This window comes from Streptosporangium sp. NPDC048886 (genome assembly GCF_055586905.1).
The window spans coordinates 148,310-174,007 of the sequence record NZ_JBVJHH010000016.1; the positions used below are offsets into that span (position 1 = coordinate 148,310).

24 protein-coding genes are annotated in these 25,698 nt (G+C 72.4%); 9 read left to right on the plus strand and 15 right to left on the minus strand.

The annotated features are described in order from the left end of the window. Positions 1-30: 30 nt before the first annotated feature. Positions 31-894 carry an alpha/beta hydrolase gene (locus tag ACZ6R6_RS21460; protein ID WP_470095789.1) on the minus strand — a complete coding sequence of 288 codons (864 nt, stop codon included), beginning with the start codon at positions 892-894 and terminating at the stop codon, positions 31-33. 254 nt (positions 895-1,148) lie between these two features. On the opposite strand from ACZ6R6_RS21460, the gene ACZ6R6_RS21465 reads away from it, so the two are divergent. The 3 genes from ACZ6R6_RS21465 to ACZ6R6_RS21475 all read left to right on the plus strand — a co-directional run bounded on the left by ACZ6R6_RS21465 (position 1,149) and on the right by ACZ6R6_RS21475 (position 6,153). Further along, a complete protein-coding gene (locus tag ACZ6R6_RS21465) occupies positions 1,149-1,868 on the plus strand; it encodes a type 1 glutamine amidotransferase (RefSeq protein WP_470095791.1) in 720 nt (239 codons plus the stop codon). Positions 1,869-1,989: 121 nt separating this feature from the next. Beyond that, positions 1,990-4,959, plus strand: a complete 2,970-nt coding sequence (locus tag ACZ6R6_RS21470; protein WP_470095882.1) for a bifunctional [glutamine synthetase] adenylyltransferase/[glutamine synthetase]-adenylyl-L-tyrosine phosphorylase — start codon at positions 1,990-1,992, stop codon at positions 4,957-4,959. 114 nt (positions 4,960-5,073) lie between these two features. Beyond that, complete coding sequence (locus tag ACZ6R6_RS21475; RefSeq protein WP_470095793.1) at positions 5,074-6,153, plus strand: hypothetical protein; 1,080 nt, start codon at positions 5,074-5,076, stop codon at positions 6,151-6,153. Positions 6,154-6,231: 78 nt separating this feature from the next. Here ACZ6R6_RS21475 and ACZ6R6_RS21480 read toward each other — a convergent pair whose 3' ends face one another. Continuing rightward, complete coding sequence (locus tag ACZ6R6_RS21480; RefSeq protein ID WP_470095795.1) at positions 6,232-7,074, minus strand: LLM class flavin-dependent oxidoreductase; 843 nt, start codon at positions 7,072-7,074, stop codon at positions 6,232-6,234. 35 nt (positions 7,075-7,109) lie between these two features. Then, positions 7,110-7,721, minus strand: coding sequence for an NlpC/P60 family protein (locus ACZ6R6_RS21485; protein WP_470095797.1), 612 nt, complete (start codon positions 7,719-7,721; stop codon positions 7,110-7,112). 393 nt (positions 7,722-8,114) lie between these two features. On the opposite strand from ACZ6R6_RS21485, the gene ACZ6R6_RS21490 reads away from it, so the two are divergent. Next, the gene (locus tag ACZ6R6_RS21490) at positions 8,115-8,627 is read left to right on the plus strand and encodes a hypothetical protein (RefSeq protein WP_470095799.1); all 513 of its coding nucleotides are present in this window, start codon (positions 8,115-8,117) and stop codon (positions 8,625-8,627) included. Positions 8,628-8,694: 67 nt separating this feature from the next. Next, on the plus strand, positions 8,695-9,351 hold the full coding sequence (locus ACZ6R6_RS21495; RefSeq protein WP_470095801.1) for a hypothetical protein: 657 nt from the start codon (positions 8,695-8,697) through the stop codon (positions 9,349-9,351). Positions 9,352-9,974: 623 nt separating this feature from the next. Here ACZ6R6_RS21495 and glnA read toward each other — a convergent pair. The 3 genes from glnA to ACZ6R6_RS21510 all read right to left on the minus strand — a co-directional run bounded on the left by glnA (position 9,975) and on the right by ACZ6R6_RS21510 (position 12,679). Beyond that, complete coding sequence (glnA, locus tag ACZ6R6_RS21500) at positions 9,975-11,399, minus strand: type I glutamate--ammonia ligase (protein WP_470095803.1); 1,425 nt, start codon at positions 11,397-11,399, stop codon at positions 9,975-9,977. A gap of 258 nt (positions 11,400-11,657) precedes the next feature. Next, on the minus strand, positions 11,658-12,302 hold the full coding sequence (locus ACZ6R6_RS21505; RefSeq protein WP_470095805.1) for a hypothetical protein: 645 nt from the start codon (positions 12,300-12,302) through the stop codon (positions 11,658-11,660). After that, positions 12,302-12,679, minus strand: coding sequence for a hypothetical protein (locus ACZ6R6_RS21510; RefSeq protein WP_470095807.1), 378 nt, complete (start codon positions 12,677-12,679; stop codon positions 12,302-12,304). The genes ACZ6R6_RS21505 and ACZ6R6_RS21510 overlap by 1 nt, the downstream gene beginning before the upstream one ends. 125 nt (positions 12,680-12,804) lie before the next feature. Here ACZ6R6_RS21510 and ACZ6R6_RS21515 point away from each other — a divergent pair, with 125 nt between their 5' ends. After that, positions 12,805-13,269 (plus strand): RDD family protein, encoded by a 465-nt coding sequence (locus ACZ6R6_RS21515; RefSeq protein WP_470095809.1) that lies wholly within the window; start codon positions 12,805-12,807, stop codon positions 13,267-13,269. A 50-nt stretch (positions 13,270-13,319) separates the two neighbouring features. Here the strand turns inward: ACZ6R6_RS21515 and ACZ6R6_RS21520 are convergent, their stop codons facing one another. The 9 genes from ACZ6R6_RS21520 to ACZ6R6_RS21560 form a co-directional block, all read right to left on the minus strand. Beyond that, positions 13,320-14,120: a class I SAM-dependent methyltransferase gene (locus tag ACZ6R6_RS21520; protein ID WP_470095811.1), complete on the minus strand. Its 801-nt coding sequence runs from the start codon at positions 14,118-14,120 to the stop codon at positions 13,320-13,322. Next, positions 14,120-14,800, minus strand: coding sequence for a DUF4191 domain-containing protein (locus tag ACZ6R6_RS21525; protein ID WP_470095813.1), 681 nt, complete (start codon positions 14,798-14,800; stop codon positions 14,120-14,122). The genes ACZ6R6_RS21520 and ACZ6R6_RS21525 overlap by 1 nt, the downstream gene beginning before the upstream one ends. A 152-nt stretch (positions 14,801-14,952) precedes the next feature. Continuing rightward, complete coding sequence (gene lipA, locus ACZ6R6_RS21530) at positions 14,953-15,882, minus strand: lipoyl synthase (protein WP_470095815.1); 930 nt, start codon at positions 15,880-15,882, stop codon at positions 14,953-14,955. 146 nt (positions 15,883-16,028) lie between these two features. Beyond that, positions 16,029-16,706, minus strand: a complete 678-nt coding sequence (gene lipB, locus ACZ6R6_RS21535; protein WP_470095817.1) for a lipoyl(octanoyl) transferase LipB — start codon at positions 16,704-16,706, stop codon at positions 16,029-16,031. A 28-nt stretch (positions 16,707-16,734) separates the two neighbouring features. Next, positions 16,735-17,472: a Type 1 glutamine amidotransferase-like domain-containing protein gene (locus ACZ6R6_RS21540; RefSeq protein WP_470095819.1), complete on the minus strand. Its 738-nt coding sequence runs from the start codon at positions 17,470-17,472 to the stop codon at positions 16,735-16,737. Positions 17,473-17,510: 38 nt separating this feature from the next. Then, positions 17,511-18,407 (minus strand): TIGR01777 family oxidoreductase, encoded by an 897-nt coding sequence (locus tag ACZ6R6_RS21545; protein ID WP_470095821.1) that lies wholly within the window; start codon positions 18,405-18,407, stop codon positions 17,511-17,513. Positions 18,408-18,620: 213 nt separating this feature from the next. Beyond that, positions 18,621-20,081, minus strand: a complete 1,461-nt coding sequence (gene sucB / locus ACZ6R6_RS21550) for a 2-oxoglutarate dehydrogenase, E2 component, dihydrolipoamide succinyltransferase (RefSeq protein ID WP_470095823.1) — start codon at positions 20,079-20,081, stop codon at positions 18,621-18,623. A 38-nt stretch (positions 20,082-20,119) separates the two neighbouring features. Next, complete coding sequence (gene lpdA, locus ACZ6R6_RS21555; protein ID WP_470095825.1) at positions 20,120-21,499, minus strand: dihydrolipoyl dehydrogenase; 1,380 nt, start codon at positions 21,497-21,499, stop codon at positions 20,120-20,122. A gap of 206 nt (positions 21,500-21,705) precedes the next feature. Continuing rightward, positions 21,706-23,229, minus strand: a complete 1,524-nt coding sequence (locus tag ACZ6R6_RS21560) for a leucyl aminopeptidase (protein WP_470095827.1) — start codon at positions 23,227-23,229, stop codon at positions 21,706-21,708. Positions 23,230-23,331: 102 nt separating this feature from the next. Here ACZ6R6_RS21560 and ACZ6R6_RS21565 point away from each other — a divergent pair, with 102 nt between their 5' ends. From ACZ6R6_RS21565 to ACZ6R6_RS21575, 3 genes are read left to right on the plus strand one after another with little or no spacing between them, the layout of a single operon-like run. Continuing rightward, positions 23,332-23,667, plus strand: a complete 336-nt coding sequence (locus ACZ6R6_RS21565; RefSeq protein WP_470095829.1) for a GntR family transcriptional regulator — start codon at positions 23,332-23,334, stop codon at positions 23,665-23,667. 38 nt (positions 23,668-23,705) lie between these two features. Next, positions 23,706-24,686 carry a DUF1648 domain-containing protein gene (locus ACZ6R6_RS21570; protein ID WP_470095831.1) on the plus strand — a complete coding sequence of 327 codons (981 nt, stop codon included), beginning with the start codon at positions 23,706-23,708 and terminating at the stop codon, positions 24,684-24,686. Between the two features lie 60 nt (positions 24,687-24,746). Continuing rightward, positions 24,747-25,670, plus strand: coding sequence for a lysostaphin resistance A-like protein (locus ACZ6R6_RS21575; RefSeq protein WP_470095833.1), 924 nt, complete (start codon positions 24,747-24,749; stop codon positions 25,668-25,670). Positions 25,671-25,698: the final 28 nt, after the last annotated feature.

Below are 25,698 nucleotides of genomic sequence, written 5' to 3' on the forward strand. Positions count from 1 at the left end.
GCCGGGCAGGTCACGCCGCGGCGCCGCCGGTCACCGGACCAGGCGGTCGGCGACCAGCGCGGCGCAGCGGTCCTCCATCAGGATCGTGTAGTGGTTGCAGTCCTCGACCAGCTCGTCCTCCAGAGCGGGCAACCGGCCGGTCCAGACGGCGGCCAGCTCGTCGGGGATCATGCCGACGGGCTGGTCCAGCAGCCCGCGTGGGGCCCGCAGCAGTGACAGCGGCGGCTTCAGCGCGTGCAGCGCGGCGCCGATCGCCTCGCTCTCGGTGAGCAGCCACCGGCCGTCCTGGCGGACCGGCTCCTGCTGCGCCCGTGAGCGCACCGCCCCCTCGGGGCCGGCCGCGTCGTAGCGGACGTACTCCTCCACCAGGTCGTTCCAGTTGCCGGCGAAGGCCGGGTGCGCCTTGAAGAAGCCGACGTAGGCGTCGGTGCTCGGGAAGGTCTGGCTGAGCCGGGCGATGGCCGGGCCGAGCGTGGCCGACAGGACCTCGTCGGGGTCCAGGCCCGTCGGCAGGGGCAGCGGGAGCCCCCCGTCGACCAGCACGACCTTGGCGTAGTCGCGGTCGGCCGCGGCGAGCGCGGCGACGTAGGCGCCCATCGAGTGGCCGGTGAGCACGATGTCGGACTCCGCGCCCACGGAGCGGGCGACCAGGTTGACGTCCTCGGCGTGCCGCCGCAGGCCGTACGGCCCGGGCAGCTCGGCGCTGTGGCCCCGGCCCCGCAGGTCCATCGCGACCAGCGACCACTCGGCGGGCAGCCGCCGGGCGACCCCGCTCCAGGCCATGAGCGAGGCGGTGATGCCGTGCACGGCCACGATCAGGCGTGGCCCGGTGCCGAACCGGGCGACGCGCAGCCGTCCGCCGGGGACCTCGACATCGCCGAAGACAGGGCTCAAGGGGTTCTCCTCAGGGTCGGCGGGACGGATCACGCGCCGGGCGGCGGTCGCGTCTCGCCGGTCGCGGTCCCGCGCCGCTCGTCGAGCGCGGCCGTACGCACGGCCGGCCGATCGCCTGGCACCGCCTTCATGGTGGCGGGTGCCCTCAGCCGAGGTCAATGTCCGGATAATCACCTCCTTTCGGTTATATCCATCAGAGGCGTGCACTATGGATTGATATGGGTCCTGTACTACCGAAGGCCGATAATTGCCGCATGAGGATTACCGTCATCGAGCACGAAGCAGACGCCGGCCTGGGATTCTTCGCCGGGTGGCTGGCCGCGGCCGGGGCCGGCTGCGAGGTGGTCCGGCCCTATCTGGGCGAGGCGGTGCCCGAGCGGGCCGCCGACGGGCTGATCGTGCTCGGTGGCGAGGCGGCGGCCTGGGAGGACGGGCGCTTCCCCTGGCTGCCCGCCACCCGCGACCTGATCCGCGTCTCGGTCGAGGGCGGCGTGCCGACCCTGGGGATCTGCCTGGGCGCCCAGCTCATGACGCTCGCCTGCGGCGGCGCCGTCGAACGGGGCGAGCACGGGCTGGAGGTGGGCGCGCGACAGGTCGTCCCGCTCCCGGAGGCCGGCGCCGACCCGCTGTTCGCCGGGCTCGGCCCCGCCCCGGCCGTCCAGTACCACCGAGACGCGATGACCCGCCTCCCCGAGGGCGCCGTACGGCTGGCCACCGGCGACCCCTACCCCGACCAGGCCTACCGGCTGGGGGAGCGGGCGTGGGCGGTGCAGTTCCACCCCGAGGCGACCGCCGAGATCTTCACCGGCTGGACCGGCGGCTCCGCCGATCACCTGACCGCCCAGGGTTACTCGGTCGAGGAGCTCAACACGCAGGTGAAGGAGGCCGAGGAGCGCCTGGCCGGCACCTGGCGGCAGCTCGCCGAGCGGTTCGCCGCCCTCGTACGATCCGGTGGGGGCCGGAGGCGAGCGTGACCGCGGGCAGACGCGCGCCTTTCGATCCGCCGGGGTAGGGATGTCGGGGTAGGGATCGGGGAAGGGGCCGCCCGTGCTTGCGATCGACGACGACGGAGGGTCGGTGAGCGCCGTGCCCCGCATGCAGACGACCGCCGGGAGGCTGGCCAGGATCGGCTTCGCCGACGGGGCCAGGGCCGAGCGGCTGCTCGACGGGCTGGGACCCGAGGCGGTCGGCGACCTCGGGCTGCTGGAGTCCCTGGTCGCCGCGGCGGATCCCGACCTGGCGCTCACCTCGCTGAGCCGGCTGGCCGAGCAGGACCCGGGCGTCCTCGGAGCGCTCCGCGCCGACGCCGGCCTGCGGGCCCGGCTGCTCGGCGTCTTCGGCGTCAGCTCCGCGCTCGGCGACCACGTGGTCAAGCATCCCGAGCACTGGGGCCTCCTCGGCGGGGTGCAGGCCGTACGGCGCCCGAGCGCGCAGGAGCTCCGCGCCGAGCTGCTGGCCGCGGTCGGGGCCGAGCCCGACGACCCCGAGCCGCGGGCCGCGGACGCGGGCACCGCCACCCTGGTGGCGCTCCGGGCGGCCTACCGGGGACGCCTGCTCCGGCTGGCCGCCCGGGACGTCACCGGCGTGGTCTCGCTCACCGAGGTCACCGCCGAGCTGTCCGACCTGGCCGGGGCCGCGCTGGAGGCGGGGCTCGCCGTCGCCCGCGCCGAGCACGCCGAGCCCGGCTCGGTACGGCTGGCCGTCATCGGCATGGGCAAGTGCGGGGCGCGCGAGCTCAACTACATCAGCGACGTCGACGTCGTCTTCGTGGCCGAGCCGCGCGAGGGCGTCGACGAGACCCAGGCCCTCCGGCTCGCCACCCGCCTGGCCCAGGGCATGATGCGCGCCTGCTCGGCCAGCACCCCCGAGGGGTCGCTGTGGGAGGTGGACGCCGCGCTGCGCCCCGAGGGCAAGGCCGGCCCGCTGGTCCGCACCCTGGCCAGCCACCAGGCCTACTACCGGCGCTGGGCCAAGACGTGGGAGTTCCAGGCGCTGCTGAAGGCCCGCCCGGTGGCGGGCGACTCCGAGCTCGGCGAGCAGTACGTCTCGGCGATGAACGAGATGGTCTGGCAGGCCGCCACCCGCGACAGGTTCGTCGAGGACGTGCAGGCCATGCGCCGCCGGGTCGAGGAGCACGTCCGCGGGGACGGGGCCGAACGCCAGCTCAAGCTCGGACCGGGCGGCCTGCGCGACATCGAGTTCGCCGTCCAGCTGCTCCAGCTCGTCCACGGCCGGCTGGACCCGCTGCTGCGCCGCCGTGCCACGCTCTCCGCCCTGGCCGCCCTGTCCCGGGGCGGCTACGTCGGCAGAGACGACGCCAAGGCCCTCGCCGAGGCGTACACCTTCCTGCGCCGGGTCGAGCACCTGATCCAGCTGCACCGGCTCCGCCGTACCCACGTGGTGCCCGAGGGCGCCGCCGACCTGCGGCGGATCGGCCGGAGCCTGGGCATGACCAGCGACCCGGTGGGAGAGTTCACCACCCGGTGGAAGCGGCACGCGATGGAGGCCAGGCGCCTGCACGAGAAGCTCTTCTACCGGCCGCTGCTGCAGGCCGTGGCCCGCCTGCCGGAGTCGGAGACCCGGCTGTCGGCCGCCGCCGCGCAGGCCCGCCTGGAGGCGCTCGGCTACACCGACCCGGCCGGGGCGTTGCGCCACATCGGCGCGCTGACCAGCGGCGTCTCGCGCCGCGCGGCGATCCAGCGGACCCTGCTGCCCGTCATGCTCGGCTGGTTCGCCGACGCCCCCGACCCCGACGGCGGCCTGCTCGGCTTCCGCCAGATCTCCGACAAGCTCGGCGCCACCCCGTGGTACCTACGGCTGCTGCGCGACGAGACCGCGGTGGCCTCGCGGCTGGCCCGGCTGCTGGGGACCAGCCGCTACGTCACCGGCCTGCTGCTGCACGCCCCCGACGCGGTGGCGATGCTCGGCTCGGACGCGGAGCTGGCCCCCCGGCCCGCCGAGGCGCTGCTGGCCGAGGCGCGGGCCACGGTCGGCCGCCACCCCACGGAGGCCGAGAGCGCGGTGGCCGCGGTGCGCGGGCTGCGGCGCAGGGAGCTGTTCCGCACGGCGGTGGCCGACCTCACCGGGCACATCGACATCGAGAAGGTCGGCCAGGCGCTGTCCACGCTCAACGACACGACGGTCCAGGCCGCGCTGGACGCCGCGATCAGCAAGGTCGAGATGGAGCGGCGCGTCCCCCTGGGCACGAGGTTCGCGGTGATCGCGATGGGCCGCCTGGGCGGGTTCGAATGCTCCTACGGCAGCGACGCCGACGTGATGTTCGTGCACGGGCCGCTCCCGGGGGTCCCGGAGAGGGAGGCCACCGACGCCGCCTTCGCGGTGGCCAACGAGCTGCGCCGCCTGCTGTCCCTGCCCGCCCCCGACCCGCCGCTGCTCATCGACCCCGACCTGCGCCCCGAGGGCCGCCAGGGGCCGCTGGTGCGCACGCTCGCCTCCTACGCCGCCTACTACGGGCGCTGGTCGTCGCCGTGGGAGTCCCAGGCGCTGCTGCGCGCCCGCTTCTCCGCCGGCGATCCCGAGCTCGGCACGGCCCTCCTCACGCTGGCCGACCCGCTGCGCTATCCGGCCGGCGGCATCCCCGACGCGGCGGTGCTGCAGATCAGGAAGCTGAAGGCGCGGATGGAGGCCGAACGGCTGCCCCGTGGAGCCGACCCGGCCCTGCACACCAAGCTCGGCCCGGGCGGGCTGTCCGACGTGGAGTGGGTGGCCCAGCTCATCCAGCTCCGTCACGCCGGACGGCTGCCGTCGCTGCGGACCACCCGGACCCTGGAGACGCTGCGCGCGGCGGTCGCCGAGGGCCTGCTGACGGCCGCGGACGAGTCCTCGCTCGCCCAGGCGTGGCGGTCCGCCTCGCGCATCCGCGACGCCATCGTCCTGGTCCGGGGCCGCGCCGCCGACTCCATCCCGGGCGACCTGCGCGAGCGCGCGCTGATCTCCCGCGCCCTGGGCTACCCGCCCGACAGCAGCGAGGACCTCGTGGACGACTACCGCCGGGTCACCCGCCGGGCCCGCCAGGTCGTGGAGCGCGTCTTCTACGAAGACTGAGCCGGACCTTCCGGGAAGACCAGCCCGGCCCGCCGTCACGCCGGCCGAGCCGTTCGCACGGAGGGCATTGCGCTTGGCGGGACAGACGTGTATCAACGGTGCGGGTGATCCATTTTGATATCTGTTTACGTTGATCTGGCCATCGGCCTGGTGCTGGCCTTCCTGTTCCTGTCGCTTCTGGTGAGCGGGGTCAACGAGGGCTTCGTCAGGCTGTTCGGCATCCGCAGCAAGTTCCTGTGGGCCTATCTCCGCGACACCATGGACGGCGGCCCGCAGGAGGGCCGCTCGTGGATCCCGGCGAAGGTGGCCGACGTCTTCGCCAGGCTGCCCTTCTCCAAGGACGATCCGCGTCCCAGGCACGATCCGGAGCCCCCGCCGCCGGTGGTCGAGCCGGTCCCGGTGGACCCCGAAGTGGTGCTCGCCACCGAGACGCCCGCGCCGCCGGTCGACATGACCGGCCGGCTGTACGGCCGGCTCCAGGAGATCGACCGGCCCAGGGGAGCGCGGACCAGCATCGCCGACATCCCGCCCGAGCGCTTCTCCGGGGCGATGATGGAGCTGGTCTCCGCCGAGGAGGGCGGGGTCGAGGGCCTGCTCGCCAAGCTGGAGGCCATCGGCAGCCCGCTGGCCGGGCACCTGCGGGGCGTCTGGGAAGGCGCGCAGCGGGACATGGGGAAGTTCCGCAAGGGCGTGGAGTCCTGGTTCGACGGGGAGATGCAGCGGCTGTCCACGCTCTACCGCCGCTACGTCAAGTGGGTGGTCTTCGCGCTGGGCCTGGTGCTGACGCTGCTGTTCAGCATGGACGCGCTGGAGTACGGCAAGACCCTGCTGCGCGACAACGCCTACCGCGCCGGGGTGGCCGCCATCGCGGGCGGCGGCCAGGACGGCCTGGCCGCGCTCAAGGACAAGTGCGCCGTGGCCGGCGCCGTGGAACCGTACTCCTGCGTGACCGAGTCCTTCAGCTCCCCGGCCCTGGTCAAGATCTTCGACCACGCCATCGTGAGCGTGACGATCCCTCCCGACGGCTCGGAGGACCCCTCCTTCAACTGGAACGGCGGCGTCTGGTGGGACCGTCTGACCACCCCCGGCCACTGGCCCGGCTACCTGATCAGCGTGGTCGCACTGCTGTTCGGCGCCTCCTTCTGGTGGGACGTCCTGCGCCGGCTGACCGGCATCCGGGGCGGCCGCCCGTAGCCCGGCGCCCCACGGGATGCCGGGCCGGAGCGTGCGGCCACGGCTCGGGCCGGAGCCGCGCGGGCCCGTGGACGGAGGTCAGCCGTTGCGCAGCTCCGCCAGGACCCGGTCGACCTGGGGCAGGGGGTCCGGCCCGAACGGGCGGAGCACCACCGTGTCGGCCCCCGCCTCCCACAACGACCTGACCTGGTCGGCGGCGACCGCGGGGGAGCCTACCGCCATCACGACCTCGTCCGGGGCGACGTGCAGGAACTCCGCCGAACCGGCCGCCAGCCGCGCGCCCACCGAGGCGTCGTCGCCGACGTACAGGTTGGTGAACACCACCAGCTCGTGGCCGTCGCCGCCGGTCAGCTCCCGTGCCGCCGCGATCTGGGCCGGACCGACCCCCTCGGGCAGGATGGTGCCCTGGGCCGCCCGCCCGGACAGCTCCAGCGAGCGGGGCCGTACGACCCCGGCGAGGACCGGTGGCGCGGTCGCGGGCGGATGCACCAGGCTCACCCCGTCGATCCGTACGGCCCGGCCCTGGAGGGTGAGCGTCTCGCCGCGCAGCAGCGTGCGCACGGCCACGATGGTCTCCTCCAGCAGGGCCAGCGGCGAGGGGGCCAGCGCGCCCACCTGTCGCATCCAGTCCTGGACGCCGTGGCCGATCCCGGCCGCCAGGCGGCCGGGGTGCACGCGGGCCAGGTTGCCGAGCTCCATGGCCAGCAGGGCCGGATTGCGCAGCGGCGCCGGGGTGATCCCGATGCCCACGCGGAGCCGTTCGGTGACGGCGAGCGCGGTGGCCGCCGACGAGATCGATCCGGTCCAGCCCAGGTCCTCCACCACCCAGACGTCGTCCACCTCGGCCGCGTCCAGATGGCGGCAGAAGGGGATGAGTGACTCCGGGGGCAGGTCGCGGTCGAACATCACGCCCAGGCGCATATCTCTCCTACGGGTTTCTACGGGTACGGATGTCTCTACAGGTAACGGAAGTAGCCGGCGAAGCCCTTCACGGCTCTCAGTGAGTCGATCCGTATCTCGGTGCCGGTCCTCAGCGCGTTGATCATTCTGCCCTGGCCGATGTAGATGCCCACGTGGTGGGTCTTCGCCGAGCGCTTGCCGATCTTGCCGTAGAACACCAGGTCACCCGGGCGCGCCTTGGCGGCGGACACCTCCGTCAGCCGCCTGACGTGGTCGTCGGTGTTGCCCGGCCCCAGGACGTCACGGCCGTAGGCCAGCCGGTAGACCCATCTGGCCAGCCCGGAGCAGTCGAGGCCGAGGGTCCTGGTGGCGGGACAGGGACGGATCGCGCCGGTGTAGCCCTGGCAGGTGCCGAAGGAGGGGCCGGGGGCGTCGTCGTGACCGCCGCCCCAGGAGTAGGGGATCGCCCCGCCGGGCCAGCCCGGCTGCTCCTGCCCGGCCTGGATGGCGTGGGCGATGGCGGTCACCCGGTTCAGGACGGCGGGCAGCAGCGGCACCGAGCCGCTGACGGTCAGGAAGGTCCCCACGAGCACGGTCGCAGCGGCCAGCGACCGGCGGTGCACGGGGATTCCCGGGTGCCGCCGTCCGCCCAGGGACGTCCCAGCCATGTCCACCCACCTAGATTTATCACCGTAAATCACGATCATTCTGCCTAATGCGCCGCTGTTCCGCGCCGCAGGCGACCGTCGAAGGCAGGACGCCGGGGGGCGGGACGAGGAGGACGGCGCCGATGACGCCGGTGAGGTGGAGAAACGGTCATCTCCTGTCCTGGCGGAGCGCCCTCACGCCGCACGCGGGTGCCCGGAACGGCCCGGGGGCACCGCGGGGTCACCCGAGTACGTGATGGGTCTGGGTAAGTCACGACACGCTGTATTACGCACGGTGACCAATCTCCACTGCATCCCTACCGTGATGTTACTTTCGGTGACGTAGCCAACCCGGTTGGTCATCTATCCGGATGGGACGGGAGCATCGGCGATGTCAAGAAACGGCTAGGCCGGGTGGCGATGGTGACAGGCATGCTCGTGGCCGGCATCGCCAGGTCGATGGGGGAGACGAGTTCGGCGGCCAAGGCCGCGCCGGGGGAGACGGATTCGGACACCGTCACCGCGAACGTCGAGGTGCTCGGCTCGATCACGCTGACGAACCTCGCCCCCTCCTTCACCCCCACCGGCCGCCCCACGGAGACCGTCGAGACCGCCGACCCGGTGGAGTTCACCGTGACGACCAACAACTTCGCGGGCTACACCGTGACGGTCTTTCCGGCGGCCGCCGAACTCCAGGGCACCGGCGGCAACCCCGAGACCATCCCGATCAGCTCGCTGCTGGTGGAGCAGATCACCGGCGGCGCGTTCGTCCCGCTGACCTACGGGAGCCCGGTCGAGCTGTACCGCAAAACCGGTCCGTCGGCCTCGACCGGAGACGACTTCGAGCACGACTACCGGATCACGATCCCGTTCGTGCGCCCCGACACCTACTCCGCGACCCTCACCTACGTGGCCACCACCCTGTAGGCGGACCCCGTGGCAGGTCCCTCATCCCCCACCCGGACAGCGGCACTGTGGAGCCGAAGGTGACTGTATGGCCAAGGCGTGGGCGCGCCGCCGTCCTGGCCGCGCGTTCCTGCTGTGGGCGGTGGGTCCGGCCGGTCCGCTGGCGGCGGGGCCGGCCGGCGCGGGATCGGCCCCGCCCACCCCCGGAACGGACTTCTCGCTGACGGTGAGCCCGACCCGCCTCGCCGTCCAACCCGGTGACATCGGTGAGAAACAGCGGTTCCAGGTCGTCAACCAGGGCGAGCGCCCGATCGACGTCGAGGTCCGCAAGGCCGACTTCAAGCCCGACCTGGACGGGACGCTGCTCTTCCAGCCCAAGGCCCCCTACTCCGCCAGCAACTGGGTCACCGTCACCCCTGACCGTTTCCGCCTGCCGGCGGGGAGGACCAGGTCGGTGTCCGTCCGGATCAGCGTGCCGTCCGCCCCGGAGCCAGGAGACCACCAGCTCGCCCTGATCTTCAGGGTGCCCGCCGGCACCGGTGCCGGCAACATCCGGGTCAACCGGGGGATCGGCGCCCCGGTCTACATCGCCGTCCCCGGACCCGTCGACGACTCGGCGGAGGTCACGGGCCCGCGCGCCCCGGGCTTCGCGCTCGGCGGGCCCCTCACCTTCACCACCACGGTGCGCGACACCGGGACGTGCACCGCGACTTCCGCGGCGACGACCGCCTGCGGCTGCGGGTGAACGGGGAGAGCGTCACCTTCCCCGACTTCACCGTGGGCCGGGGCGCCACCCGCGAGATCGCCACCACCTTCGACCCGCCCCTGTGGTGCCCGTGCCGGGCCGCCGTGTCCATCCCCGGCCCCGGCGGGACGCCGACGGCCGCGACGGCGACCGTGGTCGTCCTCCCGCTCCACCGGCTGGCGGCCGTGAACCTGGCGGCCGCGGGCCTGTATCTCCTGGCGAGACACGCGCGCCGGCGCTACCGGGCCCAGGTGCGCGCCGCGGCCCACGCCCTGAGCGGTGCCGACGGCGAGGGTGGCCGGCCGTGTGACCGTACGCATGACGCCGGCCCACGGGGTGACACGCATGACGGCGGCCCATGGGCGGCACCCAGGTGCGAGAAGGCGGCCGACGACGAGCAGGGAGCGCTGAACAACGCCGCCCCGGCCGGCATCCGGGGATCCCGGGTTCACACTACGGGCCTGCACGCGCCTCACGCCGTCGGGGGAGGAGCGCATGCGGAAGGCCGTCGAGCGCGCCCTGAACGGACGGCCGCCCGACGGCCTCACGCGGGATGCCTGAGTGTCCGGTATGTGCCCCGGCGGATCACCCGTCAGGGTTTCCGCAGGTCACGGCCTAACCGATCAGACGTCGTAGTAGAGCTCGAACTCGTGCGGGTGGGGACGGAGCCGGATCGGGTCGATCTCGTGCTCGCGCTTGTAGGAGATCCAGGTCTCGATCAGGTCCGGCGTGAACACGCCGCCCTCCAGCAGGTATTCGTGGTCGGCCTCCAGGGCGGCGAGCACGTCGGTCAGCGAGCCCGGGACCTGCGGGATGTTACGGGCCTCCTCCGGAGGGAGCTCGTAGAGGTCCTTGTCGACCGGCTCGACCGGCTCGATCTTGTTGCGGATGCCGTCGATGCCCGCCATGAGCTGGGCGGCGAAGGCGAAGTAGGGGTTGCAGGACGGGTCCGGAACGCGGAACTCGATGCGCTTGGCCTTCGGGTTGGAGCCCGTGATCGGGATGCGGATGCACGCCGAGCGGTTGCGCTGGGAGTAGACCAGGTTGACCGGGGCCTCGTAGCCGGGGACCAGGCGGTGGTAGGAGTTCACCGTCGGGTTGGTGAAGGCCAGCAGCGACGGGGCGTGCTTGAGCAGGCCGCCGATGTAGTAGCGGGCGGTGTCGGACAGGCCCGCGTAGCCGACCTCGTCGTAGAACAGCGGCTCGCCGTCCTTCCACAGCGACTGGTGGCAGTGCATGCCGGAGCCGTTGTCACCGAAGATCGGCTTGGGCATGAAGGTGACCGTGTGGCCGTGGGCCAGGGCCGTGCTCTTGACGATGTACTTGTACAGCATCAGGGTGTCGGCGGCCTTGAGCAGCGTGTTGAAGCGGAAGTCGATCTCCGCCTGGCCGGCCGTGCCGACCTCGTGGTGCTGCATCTCCACGTCGATGCCCGCGTCGATGAGGTTGCGCACCATCTCCGAACGCAGGTCGGTGAAGTGGTCCATCGGCGGGACCGGGAAGTAGCCGCCCTTGTAGCGCGGCTTGTAACCGAGGTTGCCGCCCTCCTGGGCCTTGCCGGTGTTCCAGGCGCCCTCGATCGAGTCGATGTGGTAGTAGCTGGCGTGCGCGCTGGTCTCGAACCGCACGTCGTCGAAGATGTAGAACTCGGCCTCGGGGCCGAAGAAGACCGTGTCGGCGATGCCGGTGCCCTTGAGATACTCCTCGGCCTTGCGGGCGACGTTGCGCGGGTCGCGGCTGTAGGCCTCGCCCGTCAGCGGGTCGTGCACGAAGAAATTGATGTTGAGCGTCTTGTGCTGCCGGAAGGGGTCGAGCACGGCCGTGGTGGGGTCGGGCAGCAGGAGCATGTCCGACTCGTGGATGGCCTGGAAACCCCGGATCGACGAGCCGTCGAACATGAGGCCGTCGGTGAAGACGCCCGCTCCGAAGTTTTCCGTGGGAAAGGTGAAGTGGTGCGTCGTCCCCGGCAGGTCGGTGAACCTGACATCGACGAACTGCACCCCCTCGTCCTTGATGAACTTAAGGACGTCGTCGGCGGAGTTGAACACGCGAACCTCCCAAGGGGCACGGGCCATCAGAGCCGAACGTAGGTCTGTGCCGTTACCGCCCCGTGTCTCGTCTGTTTCACTCGTGTTAAGGGAAAGCCGCCTTCACGGTAGCCCCGCGTCCTGCCGGAGCGGGCACGAAGGGCCGTCCTTTGCCGGACTTTTCACGTCTGAACCGTCCGTTTCCGGACCTCCGGACCATCCGTTTCCCGGACCCGGACCCGGACCGTCCGGTCCCGGGTCCGCGCGCCCTCCGGCTCCTCAGGTCCGCGACACCCGTGCGCAGTCCTCGTGCTCCGGGTCGTCCTCGCGGGAGTAGGGGTCCCGGAGGGGGCCGGTGGCCTCCTCCGCCTCCCCGCCGGGACCGGAGTCCGGGTGGAGCGGCCGCACGGAGCCGTCGTCGATGTCGCACCGCGCGGGAGAGACCATGCCGCTGTTCCAGCGGGTGAGCCAGAAGCGGAGCCGGCCGCCGTCCTTCCACGCCTCCAGCGTCCCCATGCTGTGTTTGACGAGCCGCATCGTGCTGTCCGGCCGGCCCGGCCGCCGGACGGCGTAGACGAACAGGTGGTTCACCTTGACCCGGACCCCCGGGCGGCCGTCGCGGCGGAAGGCGGACAGCCGGGCGTCGCCGTCCACCTTGACGGTCTCGACGGCGAGCTCCGCCGTTCCGGGCGCCAGGCTGGTCACCCACCACCGGCTGTTGGACCCGTCCTTCCCGGGACGGTCGAGCTCCTTGACGAATCGCCTGCGCTGTTCGGGGTCGAGCAGGCCGATCAGCTCCGTGGGCCTGCCGCCGGCCAGCACCCCGCGGTCCAGGTCCGAAGCCTTCAGCAGCTTCACCGTCCGCTCCAGGGCGGCGGACACCTCCTTGGCGCTCAGCCCGCCCATCGCCCTGGCCGGCGGCATCACCAGTCCTCCGGCGCCGTCGGCGTACTTCTCGGCGGGCGAGCCGTAGAAGGGGAGATCTGCGCCGGCTCGACGGCGGCCGGCGCGGTCTCCCCGGGGGCCGCGCCGGGGTCCCGGGCGCCGGCCACGCCGGGGGACTGGCCGGTGAGGGCGGTCCGGATCCGGTCGACGACCTCAGGGCGGTAGGCGACGTACGCTCCGGCGCCCGCCACCACGGCGACCACGGTGAACGCGGCGATCCGCCTCCGGCGGCGCCGGGAACGCGGCGGGCGCGTCTGCCCCCGCCTGGCCGCCCTGCTCATCCTCCGGCGTTCGTCCTGGCTGATCTGGGCGGTGAGCGCGGCGAAACGCCGGTCTATGTCATCTATGTCAGACACTTGGGGGGTGCTCCGAGGATGTGCATGAGAGACGGTTGATCCACATGATGTACGGCTTGCGGGTGATCCGGGTAGTCGGCTCGGGCGGATGCGGGGGCGGTCCGCCGGGCGGATACCGTTTAGCCATGAACAGCAGGCAGCAGCCCCGTTGGACCCAGACCTGGCTCGGCGGCGTCAGGTCGGCCGGAGTCGACCTGGGCTACCCGGGGGAACGGCTCGGCCTGCCCCAGGAGGGCAGCGGCGCGGTCGCGGGGTTCGGCCGCCGGATCGGCGCCGTCGTGATCGACTGGCTGATCTGCACCTGGGCCATCGCGCAGGGGCTCCTGCGGGTGAACCCGGCCGAACAGGGCTGGGTCCCGCTCGCGATCTTCGCGGTGGAATACATCGTGCTGGTGGGCACCATGGGCATGACCTTCGGCATGCGGCTGTTCGGCATCCGGGTCGCCGCGCTCGGCGGCGGACGTCCGGGGCTCGTGGCGGTGCTGGTCCGGACCCTGCTGCTGTGCCTGGCCGTACCGGCCCTCATCTGGGACCGCGACCAGCGGGGCCTGCACGACCGGGCGGCGAACACCGTGGTCGTGCGCCTGTAGGTCCGCGGGGCGCCCAGAGCGGCCCGGACAGGTGGGCGGAGCGGCGGGTCTCAGGCCCGCCGCACGCAGCTGAAGATCGCGGTGCCCGGCAGGTGACGGCCGCGCAGCGGGCTCCAGCCGCCCCACTCGCGGTCATGGCCGTCGGGCCACTCCGGTTCGGTCAGCCCCTCGACGGACAGGCCCGAGGTGACGATGAGCCCGATCCAGTCGGCCATCGTGCGGTGGTGCTCGACGTAGGACGGCCGCCCGTCGTCGCCGATCTCCACATACGGTGAGCGGTCGAAGTAGGACCGGTCGGCGGTCAGCCCGCGGGGGCCCGGATCGTCGGGGAAGGCCCAGCGGACCGGGTGGCTGACGGAGAAGACCAGACGGCCGCCGGGGCGCAGCACCCGGCGCGTCTCGGCGAACACGGCCGCCGCGTCGGCCACGAACGGCAGCGCGCCGAAGGCCGAGCAGACCAGGTCGAACGACCCGTCGGCGAAGGGCAGGGCCTCGGCGTCGGCCTGGACCACCGGGAGCGGCGCGCCGGCGTCGAGGTCGATCCGGCGGGAGTGCTGGAGCTGCCGGAAGGACAGGTCGAAGGCCGCCACCCTGGCCCCCTGCCCGATCAGCCACCGCCCGCACTGTCCCGCGCCGCAGCCGATCTCCAGGACGTCTCTGCCGGCGACGTCGCCCAGCAGGCGGGCGTCGGCCTCGTCGAGGCCCTCCGGACACCAGACGAAGCCCGAGTCACGGAGGAACTCCCCGTGCTCGGCCTGGTATCCGTCCGCGGCGCCGTCCCACCAGCCGCGGTTGGCCCGGGAGGTGCCGGCGGCGTCCACCTGACGCCGGTCGACTCCTGCGAGGTCCATCAGCGCATCTTCGGGCGGGGCATCCGCGCCCCGCGCGGCAGCGGGCCCTTGGGCATCGGCAGCGTCTGCGGAAGGGCCTTGAGGCGGTTGTTGATCTCGTAGACCGCGGGCTTCTTGAGGTTGCGGGGCAGCTTCATCAGGTGGCGCTGCAGCTTGGCCAGGGGGATCTGTCCCTCGCCGTCACCGGACTGGATGTCGTAGACCGGGACGTCGAGCGCGACCCGCTGGACCCGCTTCTTCTCGGCCACCAGCATCTTCTGCACGCGGCTGCCCGGTCCCTCCGAGACCAGGACGATGCCGGGGTAGCCGACCACGCGGTGCACGATGTCCTGGTCGCGGTTGACCGCGACGGCCGGGGTGACCTCCCAGTTGCCGCGCATGCCCTGCAGGATCGCGGCGGCGGCGCCGACCTGGCCGTGCAGCATCGAATACTGCGACCTCTGGGCGATCTGGCCGAACACCACCAGGCCGACCGTGAGGGCCAGCATGATCCCGATGACGAGCAGGTACCAGAACAAGCCCGTGACCAGGCCGATCACTATGAACAGCGCGAGCGTGCCGAGCGCCGACGCGTAGACGATCGGCATCCCCTTGGGGTTGGCCTCCTTGATGATCTGAGCGATCATGCGGAGTTGCTTGATGCGCCCCGGGCGCTCTGGGTCTTCGGGCTTCTTGGCCATGTTCTGAAGGATACAAATCCATGGGTCAAGATATGAAAACGTGACCTGCCGCGCGCCGGTGGACGGACCGGTGCGCGGCCCCGGAGGCGGCCCGGCGGACAACGCGCAGGGCCCCGCGCGAAACGCGCGGGGCCCTGGGCCGAGATGCCGGATCAGGCGTGCTGACGGGCCTCGATGGCCTGCTTGTAGAGGCGGCCGGCCCGGTAGGAGGAGCGGACCAGCGGGCCGGACAGGACTCCGGCGAAGCCGATGGCCTCGGCCTCCTTCTGGAGCTCCACGAACTCCTCGGGCTTCACCCAGCGCTCCACCGGGTGGTGGCGCGGGGTGGGACGCAGGTACTGGGTCACGGTCAGCAGGTCGCAGCCGGCCTCGTGGAGGTCGCGCATGGCCTGGACGACCTCCTCGCGGTCCTCGCCCATGCCGAGGATCAGGTTGGACTTGGTCACCAGCCCGGCCTCGCGGGCCTTGGTGATCACTCCCAGGGACCGCTCGTAACGGAACGCGGGGCGGATGCGCTTGAAGATCCGCGGCACGGTCTCGATGTTGTGCGCGAAGACCTCGGGCCTGGCGGAGAAGACCTCCTCGAGCTGGCCCTGGTCGCCGTTGAAGTCGGGCACCAGCAGCTCGACGCCGCAGCCCGGCAGCAGCGTGTGGATCTGCCTGGCGGTCTCGGCGTACAGCCACGCGCCGCCGTCGGGCAGATCGTCACGGGCGACCCCGGTCACGGTCGCGTAGTTGAGGCCCATCTGCTGGACCGACTCGGCCACCCGCCGTGGCTCGTCGGTGTCGTATTCCTTGGGCTTGCCGGTGTCGATCTGGCAGAAGTCACATCGCCTGGTGCACTGGTCGCCGCCGATGAGGAAGGTGGCCTCACGGTCCTCCCAGCACTCCGAGATGTTGGGACACCCGGCCTCCTGGCAGACGGTGTGCAGGCCCTCGCGTTTGACCAGTGCCCGCAGCTCGGTGTGGTTGGGACCGGTCCTGAACTTGGTCTTGATCCACTCGGGCTTCTTCTCGATGGGGGTCTCGGCGTTGCGGACCTCCAGGCGGAGGAGCTTTCGGCCTTCCGGAGCAACGGTCATGCGACCTCCTTCGTCGGTCGCGGGACCGAGGTGCTGTCTCTATTCGCTCGCTCGCTACGCTCGCTCACCGCCCCAGCTTATGTCCCACCGGAGAATGGCCACACATGAGGGGGCGGCGCTCCGGACCGGCGGGTCCCGCGCGGGGCTCAGCGCCGGAAGAGCTCCTCCTCCGGCAGCTCGAAGGCCCGCGCGCCGAGCGCCTCGGCCAGGTGCTTCTCGGCGTACGGCATGACCTCGTCGACCACGATCCTGCGGCCGGTCTCGGCCGACAGCGAGGAGACCCCGGCGTCGCTGATCCCGCACGGGACGATCCGGTTGTACCAGCTCGGGTCGTTGGAGCAGTTGAGCGAGAATCCGTGCATCGTGACGCCCCCGGCGACCCTGATGCCGATCGCGCCGACCTTCCGGTCGGGCAGGCCGTGCGAGGGGTCACCGGCCACCCAGACGCCGCTGCGCCCCTCCACCCGGCCGGCCTGCACCCCGAAGTCGGCGCAGACGTGGATGAGCGTCTCCTCCAGCAGCCGGACATAGGAGATCACGTCCAGCGGCTCGCCGAGCCTGACGATCGGATAGCCCACCAGCTGCCCCGGGCCGTGCCAGGTGATCCGGCCACCCCGGTCCACGTCGATGACCGGGGTGCCGTCCGCGGGCCGTTCGTTCGGGGCGGTGCGCTTGCCGGCCGTGTAGACCGGCGCGTGTTCGAGCAGCAGGCAGGTGTCGGGGATCTCACCGGCCACCCGGCGGGCATGGATCCGCCGCTGGAGATCCCATGCCTGCTCGTAGGGGAAGTCAACGCCGAGACGGACGATCGCCAGGTCACTCACGTCTCAAGAGTAGTTGACCCGCCCTTGGTCATGACGTGAGAAGCCGAGGCTCGATGCGGAACTCCTTGACCCCGTTGGCCCCGTCGTGCTCCACCCGGTAGGCGTAGCCCTCCGGATCCACGCTGACGGCCTGGATGAACTCGGTGCCCACGTAGTGCAGGGCGACGCCCTCGTCGGCGGCGTAGCCGCCGGGCAGCTCGCCCGAGGCCACCGCCTCGTGCAGCAGCCGGCGGCGCTGCGGGTCGGAGTTGTAGTGGACGCCGCACGAGTGGGGGAGCAGGCCGAGACCGTCGGCCCACGTCCGCAGCGTCGGCCCGAAGGAGTCGGTGTTGCCGCCCACGTGCCAGCACAGCGCCCCCGCGCTCTGCCCGGACAGCACCACACCCGACCGCCACGCCTCCTCGAACGCCTCGTCCAGGCCGTGCAGCCGCCACAGCGCCGCCAGGTTGGCCACGCTGCCGCCGCTGACGTAGATGACGTCCTGGCTCAGGATCCACTCGCGCGGGTCCTCGACGTTGGGCATCGGGAACACGGTCAGGTGGCTGACCTCGACGTCCCAGTCGCGGAAGGCGCCGTACATCTTCAGCAGCCAGTCGGAGTCGTCGCCCAGGGCGGTGGCGAGCAGGCCCAGCTTGGGCCGGTCCTGGCCGGTCAGGTCAAGGGCGTATCGCAGCAGCGCGCTGGCCTCGATGAATCCGTGGCGCGCGGACGGGCGGAACGAGCCGCCCCCGATGGCGAGGATGTGAGACTGCCCGGACCTGCCCATATGTGATCTCTCCAATGGCTTCAGCGGAAACAGGGACCCTAGAGTACGGCGGCGAGTGCCTCGTTGAGACCCGTATGCCGGAACGCATGGCCCGCCTCCAGCAGGCGCCGGGGGATCACCCGCTGCCCCGTCAGCACCCCCTCCCCGGCGAACTCCCCGAGGGCCGTGCGCAGCAGGAAGCCGGGTACGGCCAGCGGCATGGTGGGCCGGTGCACGGCCTCCCCGAGAGCCCTGGTGAACTCCGCGTTGGTGACCGGCTCCGGCGCGGTCAGGTTCACCGGGCCCGAGATCTCCGGATCCTTCAGGACGTGCCGCACGGCACCGACCCAGTCGTCGATCGAGATCCACGACCAGTACTGTCCGCCCGACCCCAGGGGCGCCCCCAGCCCCAGCTTGAAGATCGGCAGGATCCTGGCCAGCATGCCGCCGTCGCCGCTCAGCACCAGTCCGGTGCGGAGCAGCGCCACCCGGACGCCGGCCTCCCGGGCGGGCGCCGTCTCGGCCTCCCACGGGACCACGACCTCCTGGGCGAGGAACCCGCTGCCCGGCGGCGCCGTCTCGTCCACCTCGCGGTCCCCGGTGTCGCCGTAGAAGCCGATCGCCGAGCCGGACAGCAGCGTCGGCGGCCCGGCCGCCAGCCCGCCCAGCGCCGTCACCAGCGTCCTGGTCCCCTCGATCCGGCTGCGGACCACCTCGCGCTTGACGTCGTCGCTCCAGCGCCGGTCGCCGATCCCCGCCCCGGCGAGATGGACCACGGCCTCCGCGCCCTCCAGGGCCGCCGGGTCTATGAGCCCCTTCGCCGGGTTCCAGAACGACTCGTCGGCGCCCTGCGGCGCCCGCCGCACCAGACGGACCACCCGGACGCCGTCGGTCCGCAGAGCCCTGACCAGAGCCGATCCCAGCAGGCCCGAGGACCCGGTCACGATGATCGTCATATCGTCCAATCTAGTCGACCTCCCCTGAGATCTTCGGGAGCCCGGCGGCCGGCGGATTCACCGGGTGCGGACCCGGCGGGCGAAGACCGGACCGGACAGGTCACGGCCTGGACAAGTCGCGGCCGGAGAGGTCGTGGCCGGGAGAGGGCACGGCCGGAAAAGGACCGGGCCGGCCCGCGGATGCGGACCGGCCCGGTGGGACGAGAACGGGGACTAGGCGTTGAGGCCCAGCTGGTTCTCGAAGCGGCCCTCCTCGAGACGGCGCTTGATCGTCGTCAGGAAGCGGGCGGCGTCGGCGCCGTCGACCAGGCGGTGGTCGTAGCTGAGCGCGAGGTAGACCATCGAGCGGACGGCGATGACCTCGCCCTCGGCGGTGTCCAGGACGACCGGGCGCTTGACGACCGCGCCGGTGCCCAGCATGCCGACCTGCGGCTGGTTGAGGATCGGCGTGTCGAACAGCGCGCCACGGCTGCCGGTGTTGGTCAGCGTGAACGTGCCGCCGCCGAGCTCGTCCGGGCTCACCTTGTTGGTGCGGGTGCGCTCGGCCAGGTCGGCGATCTTACGGGCGAGGCCGGCGATGTTGAGGTCGCCCGCGTCCTTGATCACCGGGACGATCAGGCCGCGCTCGGTGTCGGTCGCGAAGGCCAGGTGCTCGGCGTCGAAGTAGGTGACCTCGTTGGTCTCGCTGTTGATCGTGGCGTTCAGCTTCGGGTGCTGCTTGAGCGCCTCGATCGTGGCCAGGGCGAAGAACGGCATGAACGAGAGCTTGACGCCCTCGCGCCGCTGGAACTCGGCCTTCGCGCGGTCACGGAGCTTGGCGATCTTGGTGACGTCGACCTCGACCACGGTGGTGAGCTGGGCCGAGACCTGCAGCGACTCGACCATGCGCTTGGCGATGGTCTGACGCAGGCGCGACATCTTCTCGGTACGGCCACGCAGCGTGGTGTCCACCGCGACCGGCTCGGGGGCCGGGGCGGCGGCCTGCGGGGCGGCGGCCGGAGCCGCGGCCTGCGGGGCCGGGGCCTGGGCGGCGGCCTGCTCGCGCTGGTTGCGGGCGGCCTCGAGCACGTCCTGCTTGCGGATGCGGCCGCCGACGCCGGTGCCGTTCAGCGTGTCGAGGTCGACGTTGTGCTCGCCGGCGAGCTTGCGGACCAGCGGGGTGACGTACGGGCTGTCACCGGAGACGGGAGCGGCCTGCGGGGCCGGAGCGGCCGCCTGGGGAGCCGGGGCCGGAGCGGGAGCGGCGGCCTGCGGAGCCGGAGCCGGGGCCTGCGGGGCCGGAGCCGGGGCGGCGGCCTGCGGCGCCGGAGCCGGAGCCGGAGCCGGAGCGGCCGCCTGCGGGGCGGGCTGCGGGATCGAGGAGATCGGCTGGGCCGGGGCGGGCTCGGGCTCCGGAGCGGGGGCGGCCTCCTGGGCCGGGGCCGCGCCCGCGGAGCCGTTCTCGTCGATGACGGCCAGCTCGGCGCCGACCTCGACGGTCTCGTCCTCGGCCACGACGATCTTGGTGAGGATGCCCGCCGTCGGCGACGGGATCTCGGTGTCGACCTTGTCGGTGGAGACTTCGAGGAGCGGCTCGTCGGCCTCGACGCGCTCGCCCTCCTTCTTCAGCCAACGGGTGACGGTGCCCTCGGTGACGCTCTCGCCGAGCTGGGGCATCTGTACGGACTTCGGCATTGGGTGTCTTCTCTCGTGTTCCGAGTGAGGGCTCGTGGTTAGTTGTGGACGTGCAGCGGCTTGCCGGCCAGGGCCAGCATGGCCTCGCCGACGGCCTCGGACTGGGTCGGGTGCGCGTGGATGAGCTGAGCGACCTCGGAGGGCAGCGCCTCCCAGTTGTAGATCAGCTGGCTCTCGGTCACGAGCTCGCCGATGCGGCGGCCGACCATGTGCACACCGAGCACGGGGCCGTTCTTCTCGGCGACGACCTTGACCGCGCCCTGCGTCTGCAGGATCTGGCTCTTGGGGTTGCCGGCGAGGTCGTAGGTGAACTCGACGACCTCGTGGCCACGCTCGCGGGCCTGGGCCGAGGTGATGCCGACCGAGGCGACCTCGGGGTCGGAGTAGGTGATCCGCGGCACGCCGTCGTAGTCGATCGGCACCGGGTTGAGCCCGGCGATGTGCTCGGCCACCAGGATGCCCTCGGCGAAGCCCGCGTGGGCGAGCTGCAGGGTCGGGATCAGGTCACCGACCGCGTACACGCCCGGCACGCTGGTCTGGCAGAACTCGTTGACGGTGACGGTGCCGCGCTCGACCGCGATGCCCGCCTCCTCGAAGCCCATGCCCGAGGAGACGGCGCCGCGGCCGACGGCGACGAGCAGCAGCTCGGCGTCGAGGGTCTTGCCGTTGGCGAGCGTGACGACCACGCCGGTGTCGGTGGCCTTGACGCCCTCGAAGAAGACGCCCAGCTCCTGCTTGATGCCGCGGCGGCGGAAGGCGCGCTCCAGCAGCTTGGAGCTGGACTCCTCCTCCAGCGGGAGCAGGTGCGGCAGGGCCTCGACGATCGTCACCTCGGCGCCGAAGGAACGCCACACGCTGGCGAACTCCACGCCGATGACGCCGCCGCCCAGGACGATCACCGAGGTGGGCACCCGGTCGAGCTTGAGCGCGTGCTCGCTGGTGATGACCCGCTCGCCGTCGATGTCCAGGCCGGGCAGCGACCGGGGGGCCGAGCCCGTCGCCAGCACGATGTTGCGGCCCTCGTAGACCTCGGAGCCGACGGCGACCCGGTTCGGGCCGGCGAGGCGGCCCTCACCCTCGATGATCGTGATGCCCTTGCTCTTGAGCAGGCCCTGGACGCCCTTCCAGGCGCGGGTGACGATCTTGTCCTTGAACGCGTGGACGCCGTCCATGTCGATGCCCTCGAAGCGGGCCTTGACGCCGAACGCCGCGCTCTCCCGGGTCTCGTCGGCCACTTCCGCCGAGTGCAGAAGGGTCTTGGTGGGGATGCATCCCCGGTGCAGGCATGTGCCGCCGATCTTGTCCTTCTCGATCAGCGCGACCGTCTTGCCCAGCTCGGCCGCCCGCAGGGCACAGGCATACCCACCGCTACCGCCACCCAGGACGACGATGTCGTAGGGGCCGCTGCCATCAGCCACAGGAAAGCTCCTTGTTCGGATTCGATTACCGTCTTCACGGTCGCGCCCGCTCCGTGCCCTGGCTGGTTCGGCGGAAACTGATCCGCGTCCACGCCTCCCCCTCGGGCACGGCTCGCCGCATCGCCGGGGCCTCGCTCTTGGCCTGGCCCCGACAACCGCATCTTTTCATTTGTCTACGTCGGCTGTGACCCGCTTGCGCGGCGCCGCTAGCCCGCGTAGCGCTCGGCGAGGCCGACGAGGGTCCGGGTGATCGCCCCGGTGCCGCCCTTCGGCGTGTAGCCGTGGGGCTCGCCCTTGTTGAAGGCCGGGCCCGCCATGTCGATGTGTGCCCAACGGACTCCGTCCGGCACGAATTCCCGCAGGAAGATGGCCGCCGTCAGCATCCCGCCGAAGCGCTCGGGGTGCAGGTTGGCGATGTCGGCGACGGGGGAGTCGAGCCCCTTGCGGAGCTCCTCCGGCAGGGGCATGCCCCATGCGGCCTCGCCCTGCTCGGCGGCGGTCCGGACGATCTCCTCGCGGAGCTCGTCGTCGTTGGACATGACGCCGGCCGTACGCCAGCCGAGCGCGACGATCTGGGCCCCGGTGAGCGTGGCGACGTCCACGATCAGGTCGGGGTTGTCCTGCCCGGCGCGGGCGATGCCGTCGATCAAAACCAGGCGGCCCTCGGCGTCGGTGTCGAGGACCTCCACGGTCTTGCCCGCGTAGCTGGTGAAGACGTCGGAGGGACGCTGGGCGCTGCCGCTCGGCATGTTCTCGGCCAGGCACAGGTAGCCGACGGCGTTGACCTTCAGCCCCAGCTTGGCGATCGCGACGAGCGCGCCGAAGACCGCGCCCGCACCGCTCATGTCGGACTTCATCCAGTCCATCGAGGCCGACGGCTTGAGCGACAGGCCGCCCGAGTCGAACGTGATGCCCTTGCCGACGAACGCGACCGTCTTGGCGGCCTCCGGGTGGCTGTAGGCGAGGCGGACCAGGCGCGGCGGATTGACCGAGCCCTGGCCGACGGCGACGATGCCGCCGTAGCCCTCCTCCTTGAGGGCCTTGTCGTCCAGGACCTCCACCGAAAGCCCGGCCTCCGAGCCGGTCTGCTCGGCGATCTCGGCGAAGCGGGCCGGCCACAGGTCCGAGGGCGGGGTGTTGACCAGGTCACGGACCAGGGAGACCGATCCGGCCACGGTGGCGGCGCGCTCGACCGCGGCCTGGGCGTCGCCGGCGCCGCTCAGCACGGTCAGCTCGGCCACCGGGGCGGTCTGCTCGCCGGTGGTCCGGTAGGTGGTGAAGGAGTAGGTGCCGAGCAGGCCGCCCAGGGCGACGGCCCCGGCCCGCTCCGCGTCGGCGGCGGGCAGCGCGAGCGCGACGCGGGAGGTCCCCGCGAGGGCGCGGGTGGCGGCGCCGGCGGCGCGGCGCAGGGATTCGGCGTCGTAGCCGCCCTCGGGAGCGTCACCGAGGCCGACGACGGTCAGGAGCGGAGCGGCCAGCGCGCCGAAGGTCGGAAGCTTGGCGATCTCGCCCGGCCTGCCCTTGACGCCCATCGAGACGAGTGTCGCGGCGAGCCTGCCGCCGAGCGCCTCGTCCACGTTCTCGGCCCCCGGAGCGGGCCGCGGGCCGTCCGGACCGGTATGGACGCCGACGACCAGGGCATCGGTATCAAACGAGACAGCGTTGTCAGTTGAGTTCAGCCGCACAGTGGTCACGTCGCCCGATGCTAGTCGGGCTTGCTCAGTACGCATAAACGAGGGTTCGTCCTACGAATCACCGGGCCGGATGGTGCCAGTGCGATTAGCATCATCTGAGCGGATGGTGCTAATGTCGCTATCACTATGCTGCTCACCTTGGATCTGAACGATCCTCGGCCCCTGCACGGACAGGTGGCCGAGGCGATCCGGCGCGCCGTCGCGGAGGGCTCCTACGCGCCCGGAGACCGGCTCCCGCCGGCCCGCGACCTGGCCGAGGCGCTGGGCATCAACGCCAACACCGTGCTGCGCGCCCTGCGCGACCTGCGCGACGAGGGGCTGCTGGAGTTCCGCCGCGGGCGCGGCGTGAGCGTGCTCAGCCGCCCCGATCCCCGCAGCGTGCTGGAGGACAAGCTCCGGTCGCTGCTCGCCGAGGCGGGCCAGTACGGCTACCGGAGCGACGACGTCATCGAACTGATCAGGGAGATCTCGTGACCGGGCCGGGCGCCCGGCCGCTGGAAGGAGACGACGACATGGGTCTGCGAAGCAGGTTCGTCTGGGCGGCCGCCGGCTGGGTGGCGCTGGTGGCCGCCGTGCTGGCCGCGGTGCCCCTGGCGCTGCGCGGCCGGCTCCCCGACCCCATGGCCTTCCACTGGGGTCCCTCGGGCGCCCCCGACGGGTCGGCGCCGCTCACCGTCGCACTGGCCGCCGTGGTGGTGACGTGGCTGCTGGTCGGGTGTGGCGTATGCGTCGCCACCGCCCTCAAGCCCCGGGCGCTGCGCCGCCGAGCGGGCCGGATGGGGCTCGGGGCGGTGCTGGGCGGAGGCGGCCTGGCCTGCCTGGCTCTCCAGCTCGCCACCGTGTCGGCCAACCTCGACGCGCCCGACTGGCGGCGGGCGGGCGGCCTGTCCCTCGCCGCGCTGCTGGTCCCCGCGGGACTGGCCCTGGGCGGCTGGCTGGGCGCGCTCGCCGTCCGCCCGGGCCCCGACGAGGTCTCCCTCCGCGGCGGCACCGACGCCGACCTGCTGGAGCTGCGCCCCGGCCAGCGCGCGGTCTGGGTCTCCTCCGCCCGCAACGGCTGGCTGCTGGCCGTCGGGGCCTCCCTCACCGCCGCCGGGGCGGGCCTGCTGGTGGCCGTGGCCTTCGGTGGGGAGACCGGCCTGTGGTCCCCCCTCGTGGTCATGATCGTCGCGGGTCTCCTGGCCGTGGCGCTCAGCTCGGTGCGGGTGCGGGTCGCCGAGGACGGTCTCCAGGTCTCCTACGGCCCGCTGCGCCTGCCCCGCAGACACGTCCCGCTCGCCAGGCTCGACCGGGCCTGGGCGGAGGAGCGCTTCCCCCGTGAGGTGGGCGGCTGGGGCGTCCGGGGCCTGCCCGGCGCCGCGACGGTCATGCTCCGGGGCGGAGACTGCCTCGTCGTGCGCTACGCCTCCGGCGGCGAGCTCGCCGTCTCGGTCGACGACGCCGAGCGCGGTGCCGCCCTCCTCAACACCCTCGTCCTGCAGACCGCCCGCTGACCCGGGCCCTGCCCGCGTCCGATCCGCGCCCGTCCGCGGAGATCCCCCGAAGGTGATGTCATGCCCCGCCGTCCGACCGACCTCTGGCTGTTCCTGCTCACCGCGTACGGCCTGTCCTGGCTGTCGGCCCTCCCCATCTGGCTGACCGGCGCGTCCCTCGCCTCTCCCCTGGTCGTGGTGGTGGGCGTCGCGATGATGTTCACACCGGCGCTCGGCGTCCTGGCCGTCCGGCTGTACGGCCGGCGGCGCGCGGAGCCCGGGACCACCTGGCGCGAATGGGCCGGGCGGACGGGGCTGACGCTGGGCGAGCGCCGGGGCCGCACGCTCGCGCTCACCGCGCTGGCCTGGCTCGGCACCCCGCTGCTGGTCGTCGCGGCGATCGCGCTCAGCGCCGCCGCCGGGCTGCTCGCCGTGGACCTCGACGGGTTCAGCCTGTTCCGCCAGGGCATGGCCGAGGCCGGCGGGGGACGCGCACCCGGTGTGGCCCCCGAGACGCTGGCCGTCGTGCAGTTCGCGTCGGCGTTCCTGGTCGCCCCGCTGATCAACTCGGTCGCCGCGTTCGGCGAGGAGTGGGGGTGGCGCGGCTGGCTGCTGCCGCGGCTGATGCCGCTGGGCACCTGGCGCGCGCTGCTGGCCTCCGGGGTGATCTGGGGCGCCTGGCACGCCCCGCTCACCCTGCGCGGCTACAACTATCCCGAGCTCGGCGCGTGGGCGGCGCCCATGTTCGTCATCTTCTGCGTGGTCTACGGATCCGTGCTCGGCTGGCTCCGCCTCCGCTCCGGAAGCATCTGGCCCGCGGTCGTCGGCCACGGCGCGCTCAACGCGTCGGCGAGCCTCGTCCTGCTCGTCGGCGACGCGGCCGACCCGCCCGACCTCGCCGTCGCCGGGATCACCGGGCTGGCCGGATCGGCGCTGCTGGCCGCGGTCGCCGCCGTGCTGTTCACCCGCTGGCCGGTCGGGCGGCCCGCCCCGGCCGCCGTCTGAGGCCGGTCGGGCGGCCGCTCAGGTCGTG

Excerpts from the sequence above, each read along its gene's own strand:
- ACZ6R6_RS21465 (WP_470095791.1), top strand. The coding sequence starts at position 1,149 with ATGAGGATTACCGTCATCGAGCACGAAGCAGACGCCGGCCTGGGATTC.
- ACZ6R6_RS21470 (WP_470095882.1), top strand. The coding sequence starts at position 1,990 with ATGCAGACGACCGCCGGGAGGCTGGCCAGGATCGGCTTCGCCGACGGG.
- ACZ6R6_RS21480 (WP_470095795.1), bottom strand. The coding sequence starts at position 7,074 with ATGCGCCTGGGCGTGATGTTCGACCGCGACCTGCCCCCGGAGTCACTC.
- ACZ6R6_RS21485 (WP_470095797.1), bottom strand. The coding sequence starts at position 7,721 with ATGGCTGGGACGTCCCTGGGCGGACGGCGGCACCCGGGAATCCCCGTG.
- ACZ6R6_RS21495 (WP_470095801.1), top strand. The coding sequence starts at position 8,695 with ATGGCCAAGGCGTGGGCGCGCCGCCGTCCTGGCCGCGCGTTCCTGCTG.
- ACZ6R6_RS21505 (WP_470095805.1), bottom strand. The coding sequence starts at position 12,302 with ATGCCGCCGGCCAGGGCGATGGGCGGGCTGAGCGCCAAGGAGGTGTCC.
- ACZ6R6_RS21515 (WP_470095809.1), top strand. The coding sequence starts at position 12,805 with ATGAACAGCAGGCAGCAGCCCCGTTGGACCCAGACCTGGCTCGGCGGC.
- ACZ6R6_RS21520 (WP_470095811.1), bottom strand. The coding sequence starts at position 14,120 with ATGGACCTCGCAGGAGTCGACCGGCGTCAGGTGGACGCCGCCGGCACC.
- ACZ6R6_RS21525 (WP_470095813.1), bottom strand. The coding sequence starts at position 14,800 with ATGGCCAAGAAGCCCGAAGACCCAGAGCGCCCGGGGCGCATCAAGCAA.
- lipA (WP_470095815.1), bottom strand. The coding sequence starts at position 15,882 with ATGACCGTTGCTCCGGAAGGCCGAAAGCTCCTCCGCCTGGAGGTCCGC.
- ACZ6R6_RS21540 (WP_470095819.1), bottom strand. The coding sequence starts at position 17,472 with ATGGGCAGGTCCGGGCAGTCTCACATCCTCGCCATCGGGGGCGGCTCG.
- ACZ6R6_RS21545 (WP_470095821.1), bottom strand. The coding sequence starts at position 18,407 with ATGACGATCATCGTGACCGGGTCCTCGGGCCTGCTGGGATCGGCTCTG.
- sucB (WP_470095823.1), bottom strand. The coding sequence starts at position 20,081 with ATGCCGAAGTCCGTACAGATGCCCCAGCTCGGCGAGAGCGTCACCGAG.
- ACZ6R6_RS21560 (WP_470095827.1), bottom strand. The coding sequence starts at position 23,229 with ATGCGTACTGAGCAAGCCCGACTAGCATCGGGCGACGTGACCACTGTG.
- ACZ6R6_RS21570 (WP_470095831.1), top strand. The coding sequence starts at position 23,706 with ATGGGTCTGCGAAGCAGGTTCGTCTGGGCGGCCGCCGGCTGGGTGGCG.
- ACZ6R6_RS21575 (WP_470095833.1), top strand. The coding sequence starts at position 24,747 with ATGCCCCGCCGTCCGACCGACCTCTGGCTGTTCCTGCTCACCGCGTAC.